The organism is Microbacterium sp. H83 (assembly GCF_001650405.1).
GTDB lineage: Bacteria > Actinomycetota > Actinomycetes > Actinomycetales > Microbacteriaceae > Microbacterium.
Genome location: NZ_LWCU01000045.1, coordinates 1 through 15293 on the forward strand (window position 1 = coordinate 1; position 15293 = coordinate 15293).

Consider the following 15293-nt stretch of genomic DNA (forward strand, 5'->3'; position numbering starts at 1 on the left):
GGGTATCGGGGGGTCGGGGGTCTCGTCCGATAGGGGATGCGGGCGACGCCGCGGCATCCGCCCGAGAATGCGGAGAGGGCCCGGATGCGATGCATCCGGGCCCTCTCGAAGACGTTGTCTCAGCGGACGACGACCGCCAGGACGTCGCGAGCCGACAGGACGAGGAACTCGTCTGCGCCGAACTTCACCTCGGTGCCGCCGTACTTGCTGTAGAGCACGCGGTCGCCGACGGCGACGTCGAGCGGGACGCGGTTGCCGTTGTCATCGATGCGACCGGGGCCCACGGCCACGACCTCGCCCTCCTGGGGCTTCTCCTTGGCGGTGTCGGGGATGACCAGGCCACTCGCGGTGGTCTGCTCGGCCTCGACCTGCTTGATGACGATGCGGTCCTCGAGCGGCTTGATGGAAACCGACACGGTCTACCTCTTCTTTCTTGACGCTGACAGGAAGACTTGTTCGCACTCTCAACCCGAGAGTGCTAACCCAGTCTAGGGCGTCCGCTGGCACTCACGCAATGCGAGTGCCAATGCCCGCCCTCCGTCGACCAAGCGTCGCGCGCCTAAGCTGACACACGTGGAGATGTCCGAGCTGCGTGCCCTGCTCACCCCCGAGGGGCTGAGCCTTCTGGATTCCACGGATTCGGTCGACGGCGTCGCCGACGTGGCGAGGACGGTCTCCCGTCTGCGTGCCGCCGGCCACTCCCCCGACCTCGTCTCGGCCGTCGTCGGGCAGGCCCGTCTGCGGGCGAAGGCGACGACGAAGTTCGGCGACTTCGCCGCACGGATGCTGTTCACGCGCGCGGGACTCGAGCAGGCCACGCGGCTCGGAGTCGCCGCTCGCCATGCGCAGCGGATGCGACGTGCCGGCATCCGGTCGGTGGCCGACCTCGGCTGCGGGATCGGCGGCGACGCGCTGGGCTTCGCCGGCGCGGGACTCGGAGTGCTCGCCGTCGACGCGGACGAGGTGACCGCGGCCATCGCGGCGTACAACCTCGCCCCGTTCGGCGACGACGCGGTGGTGCGCCACGGGACGGCGCAGGAGCATCTCCCGTCGCCCGCCGACGGCCAGGCGGTATGGATGGATCCCGCGCGGCGCACATCCGGTCATGCCGAGACCACCCGGGTCGGCGCCGAGGAGTACTCGCCACCGCTGGACTGGGCGTTCGCGGTGGCCTCGCGCATGCCGACGGGGATCAAGCTCGGGCCCGGCCATGATCGCGACGCGCTGCCCGCCGAGGCCGAGGCCCAGTGGGTGAGCGCCGACGGGAGCGTCGTGGAGCTCGTGCTGTGGACCGGTGCGCTCGCGCGCGAAGGTGTGCGTCGAGCGGCCCTCGTGATCCGCGGTGAGCGCTCGCACGAGCTCACGGCGGGCGCGGACGCGGAGGACGCGCCCGTCCGGGAGCTCGGCGCCTTCCTGCACGAGCCCGACGGCGCGGTCATCCGCGCGCGCCTGATCGGCGATGTCGCTCGCAGCCTCGACGCCGGGATGCTCGACGAGCGCATCGCCTATCTGACCTCGGATGCCGCCGTGACGAGTCCCTTCGTGCAGTCCTTCCGCATCCGCGAGACCATGCCCGCCAATCCGAAGGCGATCAGCGCGGTGCTCAAGGCGCACGGCATCGGAACTCTCGAGATCAAGAAGCGAGGCATGGATGTGGATCCGGCCGCGTTCCGCAAGAAGCTGACGCTGCGCGGCGACGCGAGCGCGACCCTGATCCTCACTCGCGTGGGAGAGCAGCGGCGCGCCATCCTGGCCGACCGGGTGCCCGTCGCGGACTGACCCGTCAGCCGGCCGGATCCGAAGGCGCCTCGACGCGGATGGGATCCCCGTGCTCCCCGCCGAGCTCGACGAATGCTCCGGTCGTCGAGTCGAGCGAATCCGGGACCTCGCCTCTGATCGTCAGATACGCGTTGCCCGCGGCCATGACCTCCAGATCGATGCTCCACGGCGTGCCCGCCTCGCCCGATCCCTCATCGACCTCGACGCCGCCGATGCTGAGAGCGCGGTCGCCGTTCTGCACGAGCACGGCGTCCTCGCACTGCATCAGATCGAGGGCGTCGACGATCATGCACTCCTCCGGCATCCCGTCGTCGATGCGGGTCCCGCGCCAGATCGCGGAGTCGTTCACGTAGCCGACCACCGAGAACGAGTACTGCTCGAAGCCCAGTTCCAGGAGCTCCTCGGCGCGTTCGCGCTCGCCGACCGCGAACTGCGCGAGCCAGCCTGCCCGGCTCGACGGCCAGCGCTGGATGAGCGCGACGATGTCGCCCGTCGCCGCGCGCACGGCGGTCGCGGAGATCTGCATCTCCTCTCCGCCGGGGGCTCCGTCCTCCGCATCGCCACCCGGATCGATCAGGGTCACGCCGACGCCGTCTCCCTGGGAGAGGAGCTGATCGGCGGGCTGGCACATGTCGCTCGACTCGCCGCCGGCGTCGAGGACGATGCAGGCGAGCTCGCCGTCCTTCTTCGTGCCGTACCAGACCACGGCGTCGTCGTCCGACCCGATGGCGCGCACGCTTCCCTCGTCGTACCCGCCGTCGGTCTGCAGCTCCACCCGGCGCTCCTGCTGGGCGCCGGTCAGGGCCACGCGCTCCTCGGCGCGCCCGAACAGCGCCCATCCGGCCGCGATCCCGATCAGGAGGAGCACGACGGATGCGGCGGCCACGAGCGGCACGCGACCCCGCACGGCGGCCCACAGCCCCGCCGCGGCCGTCGCGGACGGCGCCCCGCCGTCCCGCTCACGCTGACCCTCCAGCGCGGCGCCGTCGAGCGTTCCGCCGTCGGCATCCGCGCGCGCCGCTGGCACCGCGACCGCGTCGCCGGCGTCGGCGCCCGCGACTCTCGCGTCGGCGCTCTCACCGGCGGCTGCGCGGCCGTCAGCCGCCTCCTGCTCGTGAGGGGCGATCTGCGGACTCCTGCCGGCAGCCGCGCGGGCCGCCTCGAGCTCGTGCAGCCGCGCCGCATCCGCCGACGTCAGGACGCCGTCGCGACCGTAGGCGCGCTGCTGCAGGTCCCGCAGCTCGCTGGTCTCGTCGGCATTCAGCATCCGCTAGCCCAGCCTCTCGAACTGCATCCCGGCCCACACCAGCCAGCCGAGGCTGTAGACGGTGGCGCACAGGCCCAGGACGAGCGCCCACCGGGCGATCGCGCGGCTCTCGACCGGGCGGCGCAGGGACATGATCGAGGCGATCACCGCGACGATGGCGATCGGGATCGCCCAGCCGACGAAGAACGACGAGCACAGCGCGACGATCGCCGCCATCAGCGCCCACGGAGCGAGGCGGGTCTCGTCGACGGGCACCGTCTGATCGACGGTCGGCTCCCATTCGGCGCCCCGCCCCCGCGCGTCCACGTCAGGGCCGGTCGCGACGACGGGCTCGATGCCCACCGGACCGGTGGGCAGCTTCGTGTACCGCTCCCGCCGGGCACCGGGTAGCCGTGCCGCTCCCGCGGGCCGCTCGACCTCGTCGCTCGGCCGCTCGACGCGGGGCGGCACGACGTCACCGCGTCCGGCGCTCGACGGCGACGGCGTGGATCCGCCGAGGGGGGCGCGCTCCTCCCCCGTCCGGTCGGAAGATCGCGGCACGTCGCTCATCACGCCACCGCGACGCGCTCGTCGACCTGGATCTCGGTGACGGGAAGCGTGGAGTCCGCGCCGAAGGCGAGAGTGGACGGGCGCCGACCGGACGTGATGAGCTCGGCGGCGAGAGCGGCGATCATGGCACCGTTGTCGGTGCAGAGCGACAGCGGCGGGATGCGCACGGTGACCCCGGCCGCCTCGGCTCTGGCCAGCGCCACCTCGCGCAGGCGACGGTTGGCGATGACGCCCCCGCCGAGCAGCAGTCGCGGGACGCCCAGGTCCTCGCACGCGGCGAGCGCCTTGGTGACGAGCACGTCGACCACGGCCTCGCGGAAGCTGGCCGCGACGTCCGCCACCGGCACCGCTGTCCCCTCGGCTTCGCAGCGCTCGACCCAGCGGGCCACGGCCGTCTTGAGTCCGGAGAACGAGAAGTCGTAGCGGTGCGCGGCCATGTCGGATGCCCGGGAGAGGCCGCGCGGGAAGCGGATCGCCGCGGGGTCGCCCTCGAGCGCCGCGCGATCGATCTCCGGACCGCCGGGGTACGGGAGCGACAGCAGGCGCGCGACCTTGTCGAAGGCCTCACCCGCCGCGTCGTCCATGGTCTCGCCGAGCATCTCGACATCGGTCGTGAGGTCGCGCACGTGCAGCAGCGAGGTGTGTCCGCCCGAGACGAGGAGCGCGATGGTCGGGTACTCGAGCGGGTCGGAGTCCGGGGTGAGGATGTCGGCGGCGATGTGTCCGACGAGGTGGTTGACCGCGTACAGAGGCTTGTCGAGGGAGACGGCGAGACCCTTCGCCGCACCGACGCCGACCATCAGGGCGCCCGCGAGACCGGGGCCGCTCGTGACGGCCACCGCGTCGAGGTCGGCGAGCCGGACTCCGGCCTCGGCGAGGGCGGCGTCGATCGACGGCTGCAGCGCCTCGAGGTGGGCGCGCGCCGCGACCTCGGGGACGACACCGCCGTACCGGGCGTGCTCGTCCATGCTGGACGCGATCGTGTTCGACAGCAGCGTGCGTCCGCGGACGATCCCGATGCCGGTCTCGTCGCAGCTCGTCTCGATGCCGAGCACCAGGGGCTCGCTCATGCCGTCGCCTCCTTCTCGGCATCCGCAGAGGTCGCGTCGCCGTCGCCGCGACGATGCGTGAGCACCAGGCGCATCACGATCGCGTCCACGTCGTCGGGCTGGTAGTAACGGGGGCGTCGCCCGATCTCCTCGAAGCCCTCCGACCGGTAGAGACCCTCGGCGCTCGGATTGTCCGCGCGCACCTCGAGGAAGACCTCGCGCGCTCCGCGCTCCTCGGCCGCGTCGAGAAGCGCACGCAGCAGGGCGCGCCCACGTCCGGATCCGCGGTGCGCGGCGTCCAGCGCGATGGTCTGGATGTCGGCATCCGCACCGCCCTGCAGCGCGCGCACACCGCCGTAGCCGATGATCGTGCCCTCGAGCTCGTCGACCAGATAGCGTCCGTGGGGGCTCGCGAGCTCGGCCGCCATGAGCTCGGGGCTCCAGGCGTCGGTGGGGAACGACCGATGCTCGATCGCCATGATGGCGTCGAGGTCGTCGGGGGTGGCGGCGCGCAGAGTCACAGGCCCACCTTCTTCGGCGCGCCCGGAAGGCTGACATCCGGATGCCGCAGATACAGCGGCTCGTCTCCGGTGAGCGTGCGCCCGGCGGCGTGCGCGCGAGCGCCCACGCGGGCGAGGGCGACGGCGGACAGCGTCGCGGCGTCGATGCGGCGGACGCCGTCGAGGTGCGCGTCGGCCTCCGCCGCGGGCACCAGCACCGTGTCGGCGATCACGATCGGGATGCCGTCGGCATCCGTCCCGTCGAAGACGGTGACCGCGACCTCCCGGCGTCGGGCGTCGGTGACGACGGCGAAGGATCCGGTGACGCCGTCCTCCTCGATGGCGGCGAGGGCGGCGGCGTGATGGCTCGGGACGGGGAGCACGGGGATGCCGCGGCCGAGCGCGAAGGCCCGCGCGGCGGCGATGCCGATGCGGAGTCCCGTGAAGGGGCCCGGGCCCATGCCCGCGACGACGTGATGCACCGGATCGGCCCCGCCGTCGTCGAGCACCCGGGCGATCAGGTCGCCGATCACCTCGGCGTGGCCCAGCGGGTCGGCGGTCGACGCCTCGGCGCGGCTCGCGCCGTCGTCTCCGATGAGAGCGACGGCGGTGCCCAGGGAGGTGTCGACGGCGAGGATCACCTCTCCAGGGTAGTCGGCGTTCAGGCGGGTGATGCCGAACGGTCCTCTCGCCTGATCGTGACGAATCGCGGAGCATCCGCGTCGAGCTCGGACGGGTCGAGATCGTCATCGCCGCCGACCGGTCTCTCGAGCTCGATGTCCCACCACGTGTCGGCGAGGTCCTCCGCCATGCCGCGGCCCCACTCGATCACGACGACCGAGCGCGAGAGGTCGAGGTCGAGGTCGTCGAGCTCCGCCCCCGAGCCGAGGCGGTACGCATCGACGTGCACGAGCGGAGCCCCGCCCACGAGCGACGGGTGGGTGCGGGCGATCACGAACGTCGGGCTCTGCACCGGCCCGCGGACGCCGAGACCCTCGGCCAGTCCGCGGGTGAAGGTGGTCTTCCCGGCGCCCAGCGGGCCGGTCAGGATCAGCAGGTCGCCTGCAGCGAGCTGCTGCCCGATGCGTCGACCCAGCTGCTCCATGCCCTCCGAGGTCGCGATCTCCTGGCGACCGAGGAACGCCGGGCCGACGCTCATGCCGACCGCCGCGGCACGCGTGCGCCGATGCGCGTGACGATCTCGTAGTTGATGGTCGATGCGACGTTCGCCCACTCCGCGGCGGACGGGACGCCGAGAGTCGGGTCGCCGAAGAGCACGACCTCGTCGCCGATCGAGACCGGCGCGTCGCCGACGTCCACCACGAACTGGTCCATGGCGATGCGGCCCACGTTCGTGTACCGGCGTCCGGCGATCGAGACGGGCAGCCGGCCGGACGCGTGACGCGGGATGCCGTCGGCGTAGCCGAGCGGCACGAGCACGAGCGTGGTGTCCCGCGGCGCGCGGTGGTCGTAGCCGTAGGAGACGCCGGCGCCGGCGGGCACGCGACGCACGGCGGCGACCGCGCCGCGGAGCGTCATCGCGGGGCGCAGGCCCAGTTGGGCGGAGGACCTGTCCTCGAACGGGGAGAGGCCGTAGATGCCGACGCCGATGCGCACGGCATCCAGCCTCGTCTCCGGCAGATCGATCGCCGCGGCGGTGGCCGCGATGTGCCGGAGCTCCGGGCGGATGCCGAACGAGGCCGCCGCGGCGACGGCGTCGTCGAAGCGCGCGAGCGCCTCGAGGTCGTCCTGCGGCGACGTGTTCGACAGGTGGCTGAAGAGGCCGATGATGCGGAGTCGCCCGATGCGCTCGAGACGTGCGGCCTCGGCGAGCACACGACGCCAGTCGGCGGGCGCGATGCCGTTGCGCGACAGGCCCGTCTCGAACTTCAGGTGCACGCCGACCGGACGGTCGACCGACGCCGCCGCCCCCGCCGCCTCGAGCTGGTCGAACGACGAGATCCCGACCTCGATGTCGTGGGCGGCCGCCTGCTCGAAGCGCTCGCCGGGAGCGTGCAGCCAGGCCACGATCGGCGCGGTGATCCCCTGACGGCGCAGGTCCAGCGCCTCGGGGATCTCGGCGACCCCGAGACGGGTCGCCCCTCCCGCGAGCGCGGCGACCGCCGCCGGGGCCGCGCCGTGCCCGTATGCGTTCGCCTTGACCACGGCGATGACCTCGACGCCGGTGAGGCGACGGAAGTGCCGGACGTTGTCCGAGATGGCGTCGAGGTCGATGCGGGCTTCGCGGAACGGTGCGCTCACAGCGGCTCTCCTTCGGCGACGACGAACGCGGCCGCGAGGCCGGCGTCGTGGGTGAGGGTCAGGTGCAGTCGGGTGATGCCTCGCGCGGCGACGACCTCGGCGGTCGTCCCCGACAGCACGAAGTGCGGTCGTCCCGACGCCTCGGAGGCGATCTCGATCTCGATCCAGTGCACGCCGTCGGAGCCGCCGAGCGTCTTGATCAGCGCCTCCTTCGCCGCGTAGCGCGCAGCGAGCGACGGCAGCCGCATCCCCCGCTCGGCGTGTGCGAACAGACGCTCCCTCAGACGCGGCGTGCGCTCCAGCGTGCGCTCGAACCTCGGGATGTCCACAAGGTCGATGCCGGTGCCGATGATCACCTGTTCAGCCTAGTCGCGGCGTCGCGGAGCGCCCCGCCGCGGTGCCGCCCCGCCGCGGTGCCGCCCCGCTCTGCGGCCCGTTCGGGTCCCTGCGTCCCGTCCCGGCCCCCTGCGCCTGTCCGGTCTCCTGTCCCCCGCCCTCGCGTGTGCATGCCGGATCTTCTTGTGCATGCCGGATCAGCGCGTCCGGACATGCATCCGCGATTCGGGCATGCATACCGCACCGCGACTCGGCCTCCACAACCGCACCGGTGCCCCGACACTCCACGACAGCCGCCCCTGTGCACGACGCGACGTCAGAGGCTGCGGCATCCTCGACGGATGTTCACTCCTGCAGACCTCCTCGACCGGCTCGGCGGCATCGCGCGGGCACGATTGCTGCGGGACTTCGGATGCTCTGCGGCACACCTCAGCGCGGCTGCGCGCGTCGGTGCGATCCGGCGAGTGCGCAAGGGCGTGTATGCGCTTCCGACCCTCGACGTGAAGGTGCTGACGGCGGCCGCTCACGGCGGTGCGCTGACATGCGCGGACGCTCTTCGGGCTCACGGGGTCTGGGTGCTGCCGGATGTCGACGACATCGTGCATGTATGGATGGGCGGGTCCGGGCGCCGGCATCCCCACGACGGATGCTCGTGCGTGGCGCACTACTCCCGGGGCACCAGCGGCATCGGTCTCGCCCCGGTCGCGGCGGCGCTCGTCCACGCGTATCGCTGCCTCGGGGACGAGACGTTCTTCGCCGCGTACGAGTCGGCGTGGAACAAGCGGCTGATCTCCGCCGAGGATCGCCGGAGGATCAGAGGAGAGCTGCCGTCAGCGGCCCACTGGATGCTCGACCTGGCTCGGCCCGATGCCGAGAGCGGCTTGGAGTCGCTGCTGCGTCTGCGGCTGCGACTGCTCGGGCTGACGCTCGAGTGCCAAGTCGGGATCGACGGCGTGGGGCGCGTCGACTTCGTGATCGGGGGCCGCCTCATCCTCGAGGCGGACGGACGCGGCAACCACGCCGGTGCGGAGAGGCGTCACACCGACCTGGCGCGCGACGCGGCGGCATCCGCACGCGGCTTCGAGACCCTGCGGTTCGACTACGCCATGATCATGCACGACTGGCCCTCGGTGGCATCCGCCATCACTTCGGCGCTCGATCGCGCGATGGCCTGACCGCACGCTCACGGCCGTGGCGGGCGTCGGCGCGCGCGAGATCCGATGCCCCATACCCGCGCCGCCGCCTGCGAGCCCGGGAGACGGCCGACGGATGCCGGCGGCTGCCCCACCGTGTGCAGGCCCATAATCCGTGCGCAGGCCCGAATACCCGGACCGAACATGCACACGCACATCCGGCATGCACACGAACACGGATGCGCACACGGCACGCTCGGAGAACCGGGTCAGGCCCGAGAGACCGCCCACGGATGCCGACGGATGCGCCACCGTGTGCAGGCCCATAATCCGTGCGCAGGCCCGAATACCCGAATCGAGCATGCACACGCACATCCGGCATGCACACGACCACGGATGCACACACGGCACACCGAGACAGCCATGCACACGCACATCCGGCATGCACACGAACGGCAATACGCACACAGCACGCTCGAAGAACCGGGTCAGGCCCGACAGACGGCCGACGGATGCCGACGCGCGGCGACCTACTCGACGGTGACGGACTTCGCGAGGTTGCGCGGCTGGTCGACGTCGAGGCCCTTGGCCGTGGCCAGGGCCATCGCGAAGATCTGCAGCGGAACGACAGCCAGCAGCGGCTCGAACATCGGCCCGGCGAGCGGGATGCGGATGACCTCGTCGGCGAAGGGCAGCACTGCGGCATCCCCCTCTTCGGCCACGACGATCACGCGGGCACCGCGGGCGCGGATCTCCTGGATGTTCGAGACGACCTTCGAGTGCACCAGAGCGGAGTGCCGCGGCGACGGCACGAGCACGAAGACCGGCTGCCCCGGCTCGATGAGCGCGATGGGACCGTGCTTGAGCTCACCGGCGGCGAAGCCCTCGGCGTGGATGTACGAGATCTCCTTGAGCTTGAGCGCGCCCTCAAGGGCGATCGGATAGCCGACGTGGCGTCCGAGGAACAGCACCGACCGCGTGTCCGCCATCCAGCCGGCGAGCTGCGAGACGTGATCGTTCTCGGTCTCCAGCACCTGGGCGATCTTCTCGGGCAGTGCCGACAGCTCGGCGACGTCGACCGAGGCATCCGTCATCGACCCGCGGACGCGTCCCGCGTGCAGGGCGAGCAGCAGGAGCGCGGTGATCTGCGCCGAGAAGGCCTTGGTCGATGCGACGGCGACCTCGGGGCCGGCGTGCGTGTAGACGACGGCATCCGACTCGCGCGGGATCGTCGCGCCCTGCGTGTTGCAGATCGACAGCGTGCGGGCGCCGCGCTCTCGGGCGTACTTGACGGCCATCAGCGTGTCCATCGTCTCGCCGGACTGGCTGATCGACACCACGAGGGTGTCGTCGCCGATCACCGGGTCGCGGTAGCGGAACTCGTGCGCGAGCTCGACGTCGACCGGCACCCGGGCCCACTGCTCGATCGCGTACTTGCCGACGAGGGCGGAGTACGCCGCAGTGCCGCAGGCGGTGATGATGATGCGGTTGATGCCGAGGAAGAGGTCGTCGAGACCGTCGAGCTCCGGGATGACGACCTGGTCGCCCTGGATGCGTCCGCGCAGCGTGTTGGCGACCGCCTCGGGCTGCTCGGCGACCTCCTTCGCCATGAAGCTCGACCAGCCGCCCTTCTCGGCGGCGGCGGCGTCCCAGGAGACGTCGAACGGCTCGGCCTCGACGGGACTGCCGGCGAAGTCGGTGACCGTGACGGCCTCGGGGGTGATGGCGACGATCTGGTCCTGGCCGATAGCGAGGGCCTTGCGGGTGTGCTCGACGAAGGCGGCGACGTCGGAGCCGAGGAAGTTCTCGCCCTCGCCGAGGCCGATGACCAGCGGGGAGTTGCGACGAGCGCCGACCACGAGGCCGGGGTGGTCCTGGTGCATGGCGAGGAGCGTGAACGCGCCCTCGAGGCGGTTGACCACGGCCCGGAAGGCGCCCTGCAGGTCTCCGCCGTTACTGCGGTACTCGCGACCCAGCAGGGCGGCGGCGACCTCGGTGTCCGTCTCGCTGCGGAACGTGACGCCGTCGGCGAGGAGCTCGTCGCGCAGCGCCGAGAAGTTCTCGATGATGCCGTTGTGGATCAGTGCGAGCTTGTCGTCATCCGCCAGGTGCGGGTGCGCGTTCTCGTCGGTGGGTCCGCCGTGGGTGGCCCAGCGGGTGTGGCCGATGCCGGTCGTGCCGTCGGCGAGAGCCGCATCCGAGAGCGAGTCGCGCAGCGCGGCGAGCTTGCCGGCCTTCTTGCGCATGCCCAACGCTCCCTCGCCATCGATCACCGCGACGCCGGCGGAGTCATAGCCCCGGTACTCCAGGCGGGCGAGACCGGCGAGCAGGATGTCCTGGCTGGGCCGCGGGCCCACGTATCCGACGATTCCACACATGGGATACAGAATAGGTGCGGGATTTTGCGAAGATCCCGAACGAATCTCGCGGGTCAGAGCTTGCGCAGCAGCACGCTCTCCACGTTGTGGTCGGCGCCCTTGTTGAGCACCAGCCGCGCGCGATGTTTTGTCGGCATCACGTTCTCGACGAGGTTCGGCATGTTGATCTCGTTCCAGTACCCGAGGGCGGTGGTGACCGCCTCCTCGTCGGTGAGGTGGGCGAAGACGTTGAAGTACGACGACGGGTTCGAGAAGGCACCCTCCCGGAGGGCGAGGAAGCGGTCGACGTACCACTTCTCGATGTGGGCGGTGTCGGCGTCGACGAAAATCGAGAAGTCGAACAGGTCGCTCACGGCGACGTCGTTCGGCGCGGGCGGCGGCTGCAGGACGTTGAGGCCCTCGACGATCACGACATCGGGGCGGCGCACGACCACATGCGCGTCCGGCACGATGTCGTAGCGCATGTGCGAATAGAAGGGAGCCCGCACCTCGGGGGCGCCGCTCTTCACCTCGGTGAGGAACTGGATCAGCGAGCGCCGGTCGTACGACTCGGGAAATCCCTTGCGATCCATGAGCCCCCGACGCTCCAGCTCCGCGTTTGAATGCAGGAAGCCGTCGGTCGTGATGAGCTCGACCCGCGGCGTGCCGGGCCAGCGGCTCATCAGCTCGCGCAGCAGGCGGGCGATCGTGGACTTGCCGACGGCGACGGATCCGGCGACGCCCACCACGAACGGCGTCGTCGTGTCGTCCTCGTTGAGGAAGGAGCTGGTCGCCGCTCCGAGTCGCTTCGTCGCGGTGGCGTAGAGGCTGAGCAGTCGGCTCAGAGGCAGGTAGACCTCGCGCACCTCGGTGAGGTCGAGACGGTCGCCGATGCCGCGGAGCTCGACGACCTCGGTCTCGGTGAGCGGCTGGTCGAGTCCGGCGGCGAGCCGCGCCCACTCCGCGCGACCGATCTCTCGGTACGGGGACAGCGGCAGCGTCGGGTCAGCAGTCACGCGCTCCATCGTAATGGCGGGGGACGCTAGCCTCGTCTCGATGACCACTCCCCTCACGCGACGGCGTCTGGCGCTCGTCTCGAGAGCGATGCTCGTGCCGTACCTCGCCGCGCTCGCGCTCATCGTCTGGCTTCCCGGACGGGACGCCGAGGCGGTCACGGGGATCGTCGCCACGACGGCGCGGATGCTGGAGACCTGGGGGCTTCCGTTCGAGATCGGCTATCCGGTGCTCGAGTTCACGGCGAACATCGCGCTGTTCGTGCCGTTCGGCGTGCTGGTCACGCTGGCATGGCCCGCGCTGCCGTCGTGGGCGGTGATCGTGGCGGGAGCAGCGACGAGTGTGCTGATCGAAATCGTGCAGATCGCACTGCCGACCCGCTTCCCGACCGTGTCGGACGTCGTCGCGAACACCCTGGGAGCGGCGGTCGGGGTCGCCGTCGTGTGGATCGGGCGACGGATGCTGGCCCGCGCCGACACCTGAAGCTGGGGATGTCGGCCAGCAGCGCTGGCTAGCATGACCGCATGCCCTCCCTCGACCGCGCTCACACTCGTGCGGTCCGAGCGCGGATCGCCCTGATCGCGTATCTCGTCTTCGTGGCCTTCACCGTCTGGTTGCCCGCCGCCATCTCGGGGAAGGTCGTCGGATTAGCGCTCCTGCCCGCGCGTTGGGCGGCGGAGCACGACCTGGCGTCGTATCAATTCAGCTCCATCGTGCTGGAATTCGTAGCCAACATCGTCTTCCTGATACCCGTGGGTCTCCTCATCTCCCTCGGTTGGCCGCGGCTGCGGGTGTGGCACATCATGCTGATCGGTGCACTGATGAGCGGGCTCATCGAGGCGGGGCAGAGCCTCATCCCCACACGCGCCCCTTCTCTTTCCGACGTAATCGCGAACACGCTGGGCGCGCTGATCGGCGGCGCCATCGCGGCGACGATTCGATGGCGTGCGAGAACCTCTGCGGGACCAGCGACACGTGTGCCGAGACAGTAGCGGCGGTCGGCGAGGAACCGAGGCTTCTCCAGAGACCATCGCGGCGTCTACCCTCCGGCTGGTGACACTCGGAGTAGATCACCATCGTCAGCCGCAGCCGAGCTTTTCGATAGTGATCGGAGTCTCTCGGACCATAGGTGTCGTCCACACTTCGTACGGGCCGTACTCTGAACCCGAAACGCCCCCAGCGCCCTTCATGGTCACAGTGATGGTCGCGACGGTCTGCGGCGGAGTCAAGACACTGATGCGAACCGCATTACGGCCAAGATGAGGGCCCTCCGCCATCAGCGTATAGCTAGCCGCACCTTCGACATTCCAAGATTCGATAGTCGCTCCAACTGGACCATATACAACCACATCCGTCGCGATATCTCCCGCCCGATAGTGCGGGCCAGTGATGAAGTAAGGCAAGTCGGTGGCCTGCTCGCTTGTGATGTTGTTGGCGAACGTGATGACCTGACTGAAGGTCGGCTCGCCCGAGGCCGAGCACTGAGCCGTGGACGTGATGCTGGCGTCAGCGTAATAGTCGGTCTTGGCGCCAGTGGTGTCGTTGAAATACACTCCTGCAATCGTACGAACGTCGTTCGTCGGCGGAAGTGTTCCCGAAAGCCGGCCGTCGCCAATCAGGTTCTGGATGGCAGGGTCGGAGGACCAGAGCTTCATCCGACCTTCCTCTGTCGACTGACGTAACACGTCCAGGAAGGTCAACGGATCGCTGGTTCCGCTGGTGAGCGCCGTGAAGATCTTGGCTGCGGCTGCGGCGAAAAAAAGGTCCTGCTCCGCCCCGCCCGTTCCTTCGCCGTACTTGAAGTAAACCTCGTTCAGAAGCAGCGGAACGGCATTCTCGCTCGTGAGGATCTCTCCCGTGTCCAAAGGAATCGGCCCCGTTGTTTTGAGCAGGTAACTCAGCGCCACCGGGTCGGTCGAGATGACATCGTCGAACGGCGGAAGCCCCTCGTCCGCCCACCATGCCCGCATGATCTCCACTGTGGTCGGAAAATCGGGGGTCGCCGTCATGTTGGGGATCCAGCGCCCGATGATGTCCGAGTACAAATTCTCAGTTTCCGGGTCCAGCGCACTGATGCTCTCTGGGCGCGCGTTATCGAACTGCACGCTCGTAGCTTGCGTGGTCAGCTGTATGCGGCCGGCTGTCGCCGTGACCAGGGCTAGAGCCGCGGGATTGCCGCCGGAGGCTCGCAGTTCGGAATTGCCTTGAAACATGAGCAGATAGGTGCGCGGTGCGTCCTCGCCCAGGGCTGACGGAAGGACTTGCAGGAGGGGCGCTAGCGCGCCGAGCGTCTCATCCACGCCGGATACGGCTTCGTCGAGCGTCCCGAGCGCTTCGTCGACCTCGGGCAGCAAGAACGAACGGTCGGTAGCGTCGAGGCGTTCGTTCACGGAAGTGAACGCGGCGGCACCGCGGGAGACGATCTCCTCTAGACTGTGCACGGCCGCCAGGTCGACCGCGCCATCGACAGGCTGGAAAGCGGCGAGGTTGAGTGTCGGAACCGCGGAGACGCCGAAGGTAGCGAGGTCGTCTACACCTTCGGCGGCCGCGCGGATCGCGGCCAGATTCTGGCCAAGGACCGGGATCCACTCGGCTATGCCCCACACTCCGTCGCGAGTCTCGGAGACCGCGTCAGCGGCAAACTCCTTGAGCGCGTCGGCATCGGCCGTCGCGCTCTCCGTGTCGCCAGCGACAATCTTGGACGGGAGAGCGCTCGCGATCGGGATCGCTCCGCTCAGCGAATCCCGCACGATCAGCGCCTTCGAGACTGCGACCCCAGCGATCACGGCCACGGCGGCAAGCACGAAAACGAGCACTCCAACGACGATCCAGGCGACACGCCGCCGGGCGGAGCGGTTCGACGAATCGTGGCGCAGTTGGGCGCGACGCTGTGCACGGGTGGTTGGAAGGGAGGAAGACATCACGTCCCATTCAAGCGCAACTTCGCTGTGGGGATCCCCCTAGGCGGATCGCCCAGGGGGAGGCGGCTCCGAGGCGGCGAGCGCGGAGAATGTGTCCGAGGGGGCGGTGCGAGGCATCTTTCTCGC

16 protein-coding genes are annotated in these 15293 nt (G+C 70.1%); 4 read left to right on the forward strand and 12 right to left on the reverse strand.

What is annotated here, in order from left to right:
* Positions 1 to 119 precede the first annotated feature (119 nt).
* A complete protein-coding gene (gene groES / locus A4X16_RS13985) occupies positions 120 to 416 on the reverse strand; it encodes a co-chaperone GroES (RefSeq protein ID WP_017203655.1) in 297 nt (98 codons plus the stop codon).
* Positions 417 to 573: 157 nt separating this feature from the next.
* Between groES and A4X16_RS13990 the strand changes: the two genes are divergently transcribed.
* Positions 574 to 1779: a class I SAM-dependent methyltransferase gene (locus tag A4X16_RS13990; RefSeq protein WP_067121520.1), complete on the forward strand. Its 1206-nt coding sequence runs from the start codon at positions 574 to 576 to the stop codon at positions 1777 to 1779.
* 4 nt (positions 1780 to 1783) lie between these two features.
* Here A4X16_RS13990 and A4X16_RS13995 read toward each other — a convergent pair whose 3' ends face one another.
* The 8 genes from A4X16_RS13995 to A4X16_RS14030 are packed head-to-tail and all read right to left on the reverse strand — an operon-like array spanning position 1784 to position 7762.
* Positions 1784 to 3046, reverse strand: a complete 1263-nt coding sequence (locus A4X16_RS13995; RefSeq protein WP_067121526.1) for a hypothetical protein — start codon at positions 3044 to 3046, stop codon at positions 1784 to 1786.
* A 3-nt stretch (positions 3047 to 3049) separates the two neighbouring features.
* Positions 3050 to 3595 carry a hypothetical protein gene (locus tag A4X16_RS14000; RefSeq protein WP_442922917.1) on the reverse strand — a complete coding sequence of 182 codons (546 nt, stop codon included), beginning with the start codon at positions 3593 to 3595 and terminating at the stop codon, positions 3050 to 3052.
* Complete coding sequence (gene tsaD / locus A4X16_RS14005) at positions 3595 to 4665, reverse strand: tRNA (adenosine(37)-N6)-threonylcarbamoyltransferase complex transferase subunit TsaD (protein ID WP_067121528.1); 1071 nt, start codon at positions 4663 to 4665, stop codon at positions 3595 to 3597. The genes A4X16_RS14000 and tsaD overlap by 1 nt, the downstream gene beginning before the upstream one ends.
* Complete coding sequence (gene rimI, locus A4X16_RS14010) at positions 4662 to 5165, reverse strand: ribosomal protein S18-alanine N-acetyltransferase (RefSeq protein WP_067121530.1); 504 nt, start codon at positions 5163 to 5165, stop codon at positions 4662 to 4664. Before rimI ends, tsaD begins: the two co-directional genes overlap by 4 nt.
* The gene (tsaB, locus tag A4X16_RS14015) at positions 5162 to 5785 is read right to left on the reverse strand and encodes a tRNA (adenosine(37)-N6)-threonylcarbamoyltransferase complex dimerization subunit type 1 TsaB (protein ID WP_067121532.1); all 624 of its coding nucleotides are present in this window, start codon (positions 5783 to 5785) and stop codon (positions 5162 to 5164) included. Before tsaB ends, rimI begins: the two co-directional genes overlap by 4 nt.
* A gap of 20 nt (positions 5786 to 5805) precedes the next feature.
* Entirely contained in the window at positions 5806 to 6303 is a 498-nt protein-coding gene (tsaE, locus tag A4X16_RS14020) for a tRNA (adenosine(37)-N6)-threonylcarbamoyltransferase complex ATPase subunit type 1 TsaE (protein WP_067121534.1), read from the reverse strand.
* Complete coding sequence (gene alr / locus A4X16_RS14025) at positions 6300 to 7406, reverse strand: alanine racemase (RefSeq protein WP_067121536.1); 1107 nt, start codon at positions 7404 to 7406, stop codon at positions 6300 to 6302. The genes tsaE and alr overlap by 4 nt, the downstream gene beginning before the upstream one ends.
* Positions 7403 to 7762 (reverse strand): holo-ACP synthase, encoded by a 360-nt coding sequence (locus A4X16_RS14030; protein WP_067121538.1) that lies wholly within the window; start codon positions 7760 to 7762, stop codon positions 7403 to 7405. Before A4X16_RS14030 ends, alr begins: the two co-directional genes overlap by 4 nt.
* Positions 7763 to 8083: 321 nt before the next feature.
* Here A4X16_RS14030 and A4X16_RS14035 point away from each other — a divergent pair, with 321 nt between their 5' ends.
* The gene (locus A4X16_RS14035) at positions 8084 to 8917 is read left to right on the forward strand and encodes a type IV toxin-antitoxin system AbiEi family antitoxin domain-containing protein (protein WP_067121540.1); all 834 of its coding nucleotides are present in this window, start codon (positions 8084 to 8086) and stop codon (positions 8915 to 8917) included.
* A gap of 488 nt (positions 8918 to 9405) precedes the next feature.
* Here A4X16_RS14035 and glmS read toward each other — a convergent pair whose 3' ends face one another.
* Positions 9406 to 11253 (reverse strand): glutamine--fructose-6-phosphate transaminase (isomerizing), encoded by a 1848-nt coding sequence (gene glmS / locus A4X16_RS14040; RefSeq protein WP_067121542.1) that lies wholly within the window; start codon positions 11251 to 11253, stop codon positions 9406 to 9408.
* A gap of 53 nt (positions 11254 to 11306) precedes the next feature.
* A complete protein-coding gene (gene coaA, locus A4X16_RS14045) occupies positions 11307 to 12257 on the reverse strand; it encodes a type I pantothenate kinase (protein ID WP_067121548.1) in 951 nt (316 codons plus the stop codon).
* 31 nt (positions 12258 to 12288) lie between these two features.
* On the opposite strand from coaA, the gene A4X16_RS14050 reads away from it, so the two are divergent.
* A complete protein-coding gene (locus tag A4X16_RS14050; RefSeq protein WP_067121553.1) occupies positions 12289 to 12729 on the forward strand; it encodes a VanZ family protein in 441 nt (146 codons plus the stop codon).
* Between the two features lie 41 nt (positions 12730 to 12770).
* On the forward strand, positions 12771 to 13238 hold the full coding sequence (locus tag A4X16_RS14055) for a VanZ family protein (RefSeq protein WP_067121554.1): 468 nt from the start codon (positions 12771 to 12773) through the stop codon (positions 13236 to 13238).
* A gap of 87 nt (positions 13239 to 13325) precedes the next feature.
* On the opposite strand, the gene A4X16_RS14060 is transcribed toward A4X16_RS14055, so the two are convergent.
* Positions 13326 to 15167, reverse strand: a complete 1842-nt coding sequence (locus A4X16_RS14060; RefSeq protein ID WP_157560208.1) for a DUF4012 domain-containing protein — start codon at positions 15165 to 15167, stop codon at positions 13326 to 13328.
* Between the last annotated feature and the right edge of the window lie 126 nt (positions 15168 to 15293).